We start from the raw sequence: 8,018 nt of genomic DNA, 5'->3' as shown, positions 1-8,018 counted from the left end.
CAGCGTTATCCAGCCAAAAGGACACTTGACGCATAACCTAAAATATGCATCCTCTCGATCAGTTCCGCGCCTTCCAGACCTTCCGGGACCAGGGCATGAGCGAGGAAGACATCGCCGCGCGCTTCTTCGTCTCGGTCAACACCGTCAAGCAGCGCCTCAAGCTCGCTTCGGTGTCGGAAAAGCTCCTCGACCTCTATGCCGAGGACGCCATGACGCTCGATCAGTTGATGGCCTTCACGGTTTCCACCGACCATGCCCGACAGGAACAGGTCTGGGAGGCCATCGAGCATAGCTGGTCGAAGGAACCCTATCAGATCCGTCGCATGCTAACCGAGAATACCGTTCGGGCCTCGGATCGGCGCGTGCGCTTCGTCACCATCGAAGCCTATGAAGAGGCCGGCGGCACCGTCCTGCGCGACCTCTTCCAGGACGATGACGGGGGCTGGATCGAGGACGTCGCTCTGCTCGAACGGCTGGTCAGCGCGAAGCTCACTTCCGAGGCGGAGACCATCGCCGAGGAGGGCTGGAAATGGATCTCGGTCGCAGCCGATTTCCCCTATGGCCATACCAACGGTTTGCGGGCGCTTACCGGCACGCCAGTCGATCTGACCGACGAGGAACGGGCCGCGCGCGAATCCCTGCGCGAGGAATTCGACCGTCTGGAAGCCGAATATGCCGAGGCCGACGAATTACCCGACGAAGTGGATGAACGGCTCGGCGAGATCGAGGTGGTGCTCGACGCCTTCGAGGATCGCCCGAAGCAATACGATCCTGCCGAGATCGGCCGCGCCGGTTCGTTCGTCAGCATCCGGCACGATGGCCAGCTTTCCGTCGAGCGCGGCTATGTCCGTCCCGAGGATGAAGTGCCCGAGGGCGACGATGACGCGGGAAGCGAAAGCGATGCGGCAACCGGTTCCGGCGCCGTGCAACGCACCGTCATTTCCGTGGGTGGTGAACCCGAGCCGCAGGACGACGAGGACGATGCGATCAAGCCGCTGCCCGAGCGGCTGGTGATCGAACTGACGGCGCATCGCTCCCTGGCGCTGCGTGATGCGCTGGCCGACAACCCCTCCGTCGCCATGACCGCGCTGATCCACAAGCTGGTACGTGACGCCTTCCAGCATGTCTCGTCACCGGGATGCCTGGAGGCATCGGTTCGGCAGGTCTATTTCCCGGTGCAGGGCGATGACCTGAAAGACAGCGCTGCCGCCAAGACCGTCGATGACCGGCATGAGGCCTGGAAGGCAGATTTGCCCCTCGAAGACGACGAGGCGCTCTGGGCCAAGATCGACGGTCTCGACGATGCGAGCCGCATGGCGCTCCTCGCCCATTGCGTCTCCTTCGGCGTCAACGCGCTCTACGAAAAGGCCAATCCCTATGGCGCGGGGCCGACCGCGGGTGGCGTTCGGCAGCGCATCCACGAGGCGGACCGGCTCGCCCGTGCCGTCGGGCTCGACATGGTGGAAACCGGATGGCGGCCGACGGTCGACAATTATTTCGGCCGGGTGACCAAGCCCCGCATCCTCGAAGCGGTGCGCGAAGCCAAGGGCGAGGAAACCGCGCAGCTCATCGACCATCTGAAGAAGCCGGACATGGCGAAGGAGGCCGAACGGCTGCTCGCCGACAGCGGCTGGTTGCCCGAACCGCTGCGCCTGCCCGTCATCGACGACGGCACCACCTCGGATGCACAGGGCGACGACGCCGAAGCCCTGCCAGCCTTCCTCTCCGACGAAGACGAAGACGAAGGTGAGGAAGACCCTGTCGACGCGCCGCAAACCGTACCCGCCGAATAGCACTCTGCGGGGCGGCCCAGGCCGCCCCGCATCTCCCACCATCAGTCTCATCTCGGCCCGGTCACCGCACCGGGCCGTTTCATTTCAGGAGCCCGACATGGCTGACTATTTCACGCGCTTCTCTTGCGTCCTCGACGTCGGAACACCCGAGAACGCGGCGCGCGCGCTCGATCTCTACAACCGCCTGTCCGAAGAAAACGGATCGGAAGACCCGCCATCGGAAGGCTTCGATCTTTCGATCGTGCCCGAGCACGGCGGCACCTGTCTTTGGATGCGCGATGATGGCACCGGTGATCCGGAACACGCTATCCAGTTCGTCAAACGATGCGCCGCAGCGTTCGCACTGACCGGCCGGTGGGGCTTTCAGTACGCCAATACCTGTTCGCGGCCACGTGTCGATGCGTTCGGTGGCGGCGCCCATGTCCTCGACCTTACCACCGGCGAGACCGTGGCGTGGACCTATACCGGCGAATGGCTCGCCGACACGCTGGCGGGAGGCCAGTCATGAGCATTCCCGAGCATGCCCGCGCCAATTTCCAGACGCTGTTGCGCGCCGCCGCCGACGGCAATCTCGCCCTGCTCGAATGCGCCGACACCGAGACCGGCGCGGCGCGCTATGTGATCTGCGCGGTCGGCCGGGATGGCGGCGAGTTCCTCTTCACGCCTTTCGGTCATCTTGCCGACGGCAATCCCTACGAGGCCTATCGGCCGCCCGAGCCATGAGAGGGAGAGGGTTGCCGGGACGGGTATGAGCCGGTGCGGTCCAGAGAGAGCGCTGCCCGGCTTGCCCCGTTCCTGCTCTCCCGAGGTTCTCCCCCATGACAGAGATCGTTCCCGGGGCGGCGCTCACCCGCGCCGCCCATCAACTCCTTCCGCTTCTCGAACAAGGCCACCGCATCGACGCGCCCGCGCTCCGGATCGTGATGGACGCCGCCTTCGGCGGCTCCGATACCGATGGCGCCTGGGACTGGAAGACCGCCTATGACGTCTGCGAAGGCGCCGTCGTCCTGTTTCTGCGCAAATACGGAAAAGCGCTTCTGCGCAAAGCCGGATCTCCGGCGGGCGCGTTGCCATTGCTCACCAGGATCGCAGGCCTTCAGCCCTCGCAGACCCGCCGCTCAGAAGAGAGCGAAGCCTTCCAGCAATTCTCGACACCGATCCCCCTGGGCTTCGCCGCGGCGACCGCCGCCGCGATCACCACGGATGACATCGTGCTGGAACCGTCGGCCGGCACCGGCCTGCTCGCAATATTCGCGGAGATTGCCGGAGGCCGGCTCCATCTCAACGAACTGGCCGAGGCGCGCGGCGCGTTTCTCTCTTCCCTCTTTCCGGCTCTTTCGGTCACACGCTTCGATGCTGCCCAGATCGACGACTATCTGGACACCAGTGCCGTTCCCAGCGTCGTGCTGATGAACCCGCCATTCTCGGTGATGGTCAATGTCTCCGGGCGCATGGCCGACGCCGCCTATCGTCATGTCAACTCCGCGCTGGCTCGCCTGGCGCCCGGTGGACGCTTCGTCACCATCACCGGCGCCAATTTCGCACCAGACACCCCAAAGTGGCGGGATTCCTTCGCACGCCTGCAAGAACATGGGCGCGTCGTCTTCACCGCTGCGATCGACGGCGCGGTCTATACGCGCCATGGCACCACCATCGACACCCGGGTGACGGTGATCGACAAGATCGCAGCCGATGATCCCAACGCATTTCCAGCATCGCGAGATATCGCCCCTGATGTCGCGACTTTGCTTGGCTGGATCGAGGCGGACCTGCCGCCCCGCCAGCCGGTCTCCCTGCCGGCGGTCTCCGCACAGCGGGTCACCCCGTCGCGTTCGACCTCAGCCGCGCCACGCAATCGCGGTGGTGTCAGCATCGCATCGTCCATTTCCGACCCGACCGGCGAAGAGCTCAGCTACGAGACGGTCGACTGGACCCCGCCGCCGGGCGGGCATCTCACCGATGCGATCTATGAGGAATACGCGCTTCAGTCGATCCGTATTCCCGGCTCTCGGGCGCATCCCACCAGGCTCGTCCAGTCCGCCGCCATGGCCTCTGTCGCGCCGCCGAAGCCGGACTATCGCCCGCATCTGCCAACGGCGCTCGTAGCCGATGGCACTCTCTCCGACGCCCAACTCGAAAGCGTGATCTATGCCGGCGAAGCCCATGCCCAGCATCTCGCCGGCGCCTGGACCGTCGATGAGACCTGCAATGTCGTCACCGCCGCAGCGGAAGACGCCGACGACGTTGTCCGTTTCCGGCGTGGCTGGTTTCTCGGCGACGGCACCGGCGCGGGCAAAGGCCGCCAGGTCGCCGGCATCCTCCTCGACAACTGGCTGAAAGGCCGCCGTCGCGCCGTCTGGGTCTCCAAATCCGACAAGCTGCTCGAGGACGCACAGCGCGACTGGTCAGCGCTCGGTCAGGAACGGCTGCTGGTCACGCCGCTGTCGCGTTTTCGCCAGGGCACGCCCATCCGTCTGCCGCAGGGCATCCTATTCACCACCTATGCCACGCTGCGCTCCGACGAGCGCGGATCGAAGGTTTCGCGTGTCCAACAGATCGTCGATTGGTTGGGGGAGGATTTCGATGGAGTGATCATTTTCGACGAAAGCCACGCCATGCAGAACGCCGCCGGATCGAAGGGCGAACGTGGCGACCAGGCCGCCTCGCAGCAGGGCCGCGCGGGACTGCGCCTGCAGCACGCGCTCCCCGACGCGCGCGTCGTCTACGTCTCGGCGACCGGCGCCACGACGGTCCACAATCTCGCCTATGCCCAGCGGCTTGGTCTCTGGGGTGGCGAGGATTTCCCCTTCGCCACCCGCGCCGAGTTCGTCGAGGCGATCGAGGATGGCGGGGTCGCCGCCATGGAGGTGCTGGCGCGTGACCTGAAAGCGCTCGGCCTCTATCAGGCCCGTTCGCTTTCCTATGAAGGTGTCGAATACGAGCTGGTCGAGCACCAACTCACCGACGAGCAGCGGCGCATCTACGACGCCTATGCCGGCGCCTTCGCGATCATTCACAACAATCTCGACGCCGCCATGCAGGCGACCAACGTCACCGGCAGCGAGGGCACTCTGAACCGGCAGGCCAAATCGGCCGCACGGTCCGCCTTCGAGAGCGCCAAGCAGCGCTTCTTCAACCACCTCATCACGGCGATGAAGACGCCGTCGCTGATCCGCGCCATCGATGCCGATCTCGAAGCCGGCCACGCCGCCGTCATCCAGATCGTCTCCACGGGCGAAGCCCTGATGGAGCGGCGGCTCGCAGACATCCCCACCGAAGAATGGAACGACGTCCAGGTCGACATCACGCCGCGCGAATATGTGCTCGACTACCTGGCTCACTCCTTCCCTGTGCAGCTCCACGAGCCCTTCACCGACTCCGAGGGCAATCTGTGTTCCCGCCCGGTAACTCGCGATGGTCAGCCCGTCGAAAGCCGCGAAGCCATCGCAAGGCGAGACAGGCTAATCGAAAAGCTCGCCTCTCTGCCGGCGGTTCCCGGCGCGCTCGACCAGATCATCCAGCGCTTCGGCACCGACATGGTGGCCGAGGTCACGGGCCGTTCGCGCCGCATCGTTCGCAAGCCGGGTGCCGGCGCCACCGCTGATCGCCTCGCCGTCGAAGGCCGTGCTATCTCGGCAAACCTCGCCGAAACCCAGGCGTTCATGGATGACCTCAAGCGCATTCTCGTCTTCTCGGACGCGGGTGGCACAGGACGCTCCTACCATGCCGACCTTGCGGCGAAGAACCGGCGGCTGCGCGTCCACTATCTGCTGGAACCGGGCTGGAAGGCGGACGCCGCGATCCAGGGCCTCGGGCGCACCAACCGCACCAATCAGGCGCAACCGCCGCTGTTCCGGCCGGTCGCAACCGACGTGAAGGCGGAAAAGCGCTTCCTTTCCACCATCGCCCGCCGCCTCGACACGCTCGGCGCGATCACCCGCGGCCAGCGCCAGACCGGCGGCCAGGGCCTGTTCCGCGCCGAGGACAATCTCGAAAGCGCCTATGCGCGCGATGCATTGCGCCGGCTCTATCTGATGATCGTCGGCGGCAAGGTCGAAGGTTGCCCGCTTCAGGCCTTCGAAACGTCGACGGGGCTGAAGCTCGTGGACGATACCGGCATCAAGGACGAGTTGCCGCCGATCACCACCTTCCTCAACCGGCTCCTGGCACTCACCATTGATCTGCAGAACATCCTGTTCACGCATTTCGAGCAGATCCTGACCGCCCGGATCGAGGGTGCCATCGCCAGCGGCACATATGATGTCGGGCTGGAAACGCTGAGGGGCGAGCAGTTCACGGTCACCGACCGGCAGGTGATCCACACCCATCCCGCGACCGGGGCGGAGACCACGCTCCTCACCGTCGCGCAGCGCGAACGCAACCATCCCGTCGCGCTGGACGAGGCGCTCGACCATCTCGCCGATCCGCGTGCCGCCCTGCTGGTCAACGAGCGGTCAGGCCGGGCCGCGGTGCGTGTCCCGACCACCAGCGTGATCGACGACGACGGTGTCGTCGAACGCCGTGTGCGCCTGATCCGGCCGATGGAATCCACCAAGGTGCCCGTTGCCATGATGGGCGACACGCACTGGGTCGAAACCGACCGCGATACCTTTGCGCGCATCTGGGACACCGAAGTGGCAGCGGTTCCGGAATACACAGACAGCACCGTCCACATCGTTTCCGGCTTGCTTTTGCCGATCTGGAAACGCCTGCCCAATGAATCGACGCGGGTCTACCGGCTTCAGACAGACGACGGAGAGCGGATCATCGGCCGCAAGGTTTCACCGGCCTGGGCCGCGAACGCGTCGACCACAGGCACCGCCAGCCTTTCGGCGGACGACGCCTTCACCGCGCTCACCGAGGGCCGCACGATCCTCGACCTCGCCGAAGGGCTTCAGCTTCGCCGCGCCCGCGTCATGGGCGCGAACCGCATCGAGCTCACCGGCTTCACCGACACAATGCGAGACCGCCTCAAGGCCTATGGCCTGTTCGGCGAGATCATCTCGTGGAAGTTCCGGCTGTTCGTCCCGACCGATGCATCCGGCGCTGCCGTCCTCGCCAGACTGCTGGAGCGGTTTCCGGTCGAGCGCATCGCCGAGCGGGAGGCTGCATGATGACCCGCGATGCTTCAGACCTTGCACATCGTCTCGGCCGGCAGGCCGAGGCCGTGTGCCGCGAATATCTCTCGAACGGGCGGCGCGAGGGCCGCTACTGGATGGTCGGCGATGCCCGCAACACCAAGGGTCGCTCGATGTTCGTGCGCCTGACCGGCCCTGAATCCGGCAAGGGCGCGGCGGGCAAATGGACCGACGCAGCGACCGGTGAGCATGGCGACTTGCTCGACGTCATCCGGGAAAGCTGCGGTTTGACCGAGTTCCGGGACGTCGCCGACGAGGCGCGGCGGTTTCTCAGCCTGCCGCATCCCGACCCGGAGCCGGCATCTTCATCCGGACGCAATTCGCCGGCGCCGACCGGTTCGCCACTCGCGGCCAAGCGCCTCTTCTCGATGGCGCAGCCGATTGCAGGCACACTGGCGGAATCGTATTTCCGTAGACGCGGCATTACGGCATTGCGCGGAACCGGATCGCTGCGGTTTCATCCGCGCTGCTACTACCGGCCCGACGAGCACAGCTCGACCGAGACCTGGCCCGCGCTGATTGCGTCGGTTACCGATCACAACGGACACCAGACCGGTGCCCATCGCACATGGCTCGATCCGAGCGGATTCAGCGAGGCGACACTCGGCAAGGCTCCGATCGAGACGCCGCGACGGGCATTGGGCGACCTGCTCGGCCATGCCGTCCGGTTCGGCGCGGCGGGCGAGGTCATGGCGGCAGGCGAAGGCATCGAAACCATGCTGTCGCTGCGATGTGTCTTGCCCGAGATGCCCATGGCAGCCGCGCTCTCCGCAGCTCATCTTGCCGCCATCCTGTTCCCCGACACGCTGCGTCGGCTCTATATCGTGCGCGATAACGATCCGGCGGGAGATGGCGCAAGGGATACGCTGGTCGAACGGGCCGATGCGCTCGGCATCGAAGCGCTGCCGCTCTCGCCGATGCTGGGCGATCTCAACGAGGATCTGCGCCTTCGTGGTCTCGACGCCTTCCGGGCCTCGATCCGGGTCCAGCTCGCCCCGCAGGATGTCGCCAGGTTCATGGAGACCGTCCTGTCCGCCTGAACGGGGCAGCGGTGCGGGCTATGGCGGTGACGTCGGAGCCTTCGTCA

The 8,018-nt window shown here is 65.7% G+C and carries 5 protein-coding genes; all 5 read left to right on the top strand.

Annotated elements, in window-relative coordinates; genetic code table 11:
* Positions 1-95: 95 nt before the first annotated feature.
* On the top strand, positions 96-1,793 hold the full coding sequence (locus tag K7H91_RS17240) for a ParB/RepB/Spo0J family partition protein (protein WP_230721463.1): 1,698 nt from the start codon (positions 96-98) through the stop codon (positions 1,791-1,793).
* A gap of 97 nt (positions 1,794-1,890) precedes the next feature.
* On the top strand, positions 1,891-2,301 hold the full coding sequence (locus tag K7H91_RS17235; RefSeq protein ID WP_230721462.1) for a hypothetical protein: 411 nt from the start codon (positions 1,891-1,893) through the stop codon (positions 2,299-2,301).
* Positions 2,298-2,516 carry a DUF6117 family protein gene (locus K7H91_RS17230; protein ID WP_230721461.1) on the top strand — a complete coding sequence of 73 codons (219 nt, stop codon included), beginning with the start codon at positions 2,298-2,300 and terminating at the stop codon, positions 2,514-2,516. Before K7H91_RS17235 ends, K7H91_RS17230 begins: the two co-directional genes overlap by 4 nt.
* A 95-nt stretch (positions 2,517-2,611) precedes the next feature.
* On the top strand, positions 2,612-6,907 hold the full coding sequence (locus tag K7H91_RS17225) for a strawberry notch family protein (RefSeq protein WP_230721460.1): 4,296 nt from the start codon (positions 2,612-2,614) through the stop codon (positions 6,905-6,907).
* Positions 6,907-7,971, top strand: coding sequence for a DUF7146 domain-containing protein (locus K7H91_RS17220; RefSeq protein ID WP_230721465.1), 1,065 nt, complete (start codon positions 6,907-6,909; stop codon positions 7,969-7,971). The genes K7H91_RS17225 and K7H91_RS17220 overlap by 1 nt, the downstream gene beginning before the upstream one ends.
* Positions 7,972-8,018 lie beyond the last annotated feature (47 nt).

It is taken from the genome of Martelella mediterranea (genome assembly GCF_021021415.1).
GTDB lineage: Bacteria > Pseudomonadota > Alphaproteobacteria > Rhizobiales > Rhizobiaceae > Martelella > Martelella mediterranea_C.
This window is presented reverse-complemented; position numbering and strand designations above follow the sequence as displayed.

Excerpts from the sequence above, each read along its gene's own strand:
- K7H91_RS17240 (WP_230721463.1), top strand. The coding sequence starts at position 96 with ATGAGCGAGGAAGACATCGCCGCGCGCTTCTTCGTCTCGGTCAACACC.
- K7H91_RS17235 (WP_230721462.1), top strand. The coding sequence starts at position 1,891 with ATGGCTGACTATTTCACGCGCTTCTCTTGCGTCCTCGACGTCGGAACA.
- K7H91_RS17230 (WP_230721461.1), top strand. The coding sequence starts at position 2,298 with ATGAGCATTCCCGAGCATGCCCGCGCCAATTTCCAGACGCTGTTGCGC.
- K7H91_RS17225 (WP_230721460.1), top strand. The coding sequence starts at position 2,612 with ATGACAGAGATCGTTCCCGGGGCGGCGCTCACCCGCGCCGCCCATCAA.
- K7H91_RS17220 (WP_230721465.1), top strand. The coding sequence starts at position 6,907 with ATGACCCGCGATGCTTCAGACCTTGCACATCGTCTCGGCCGGCAGGCC.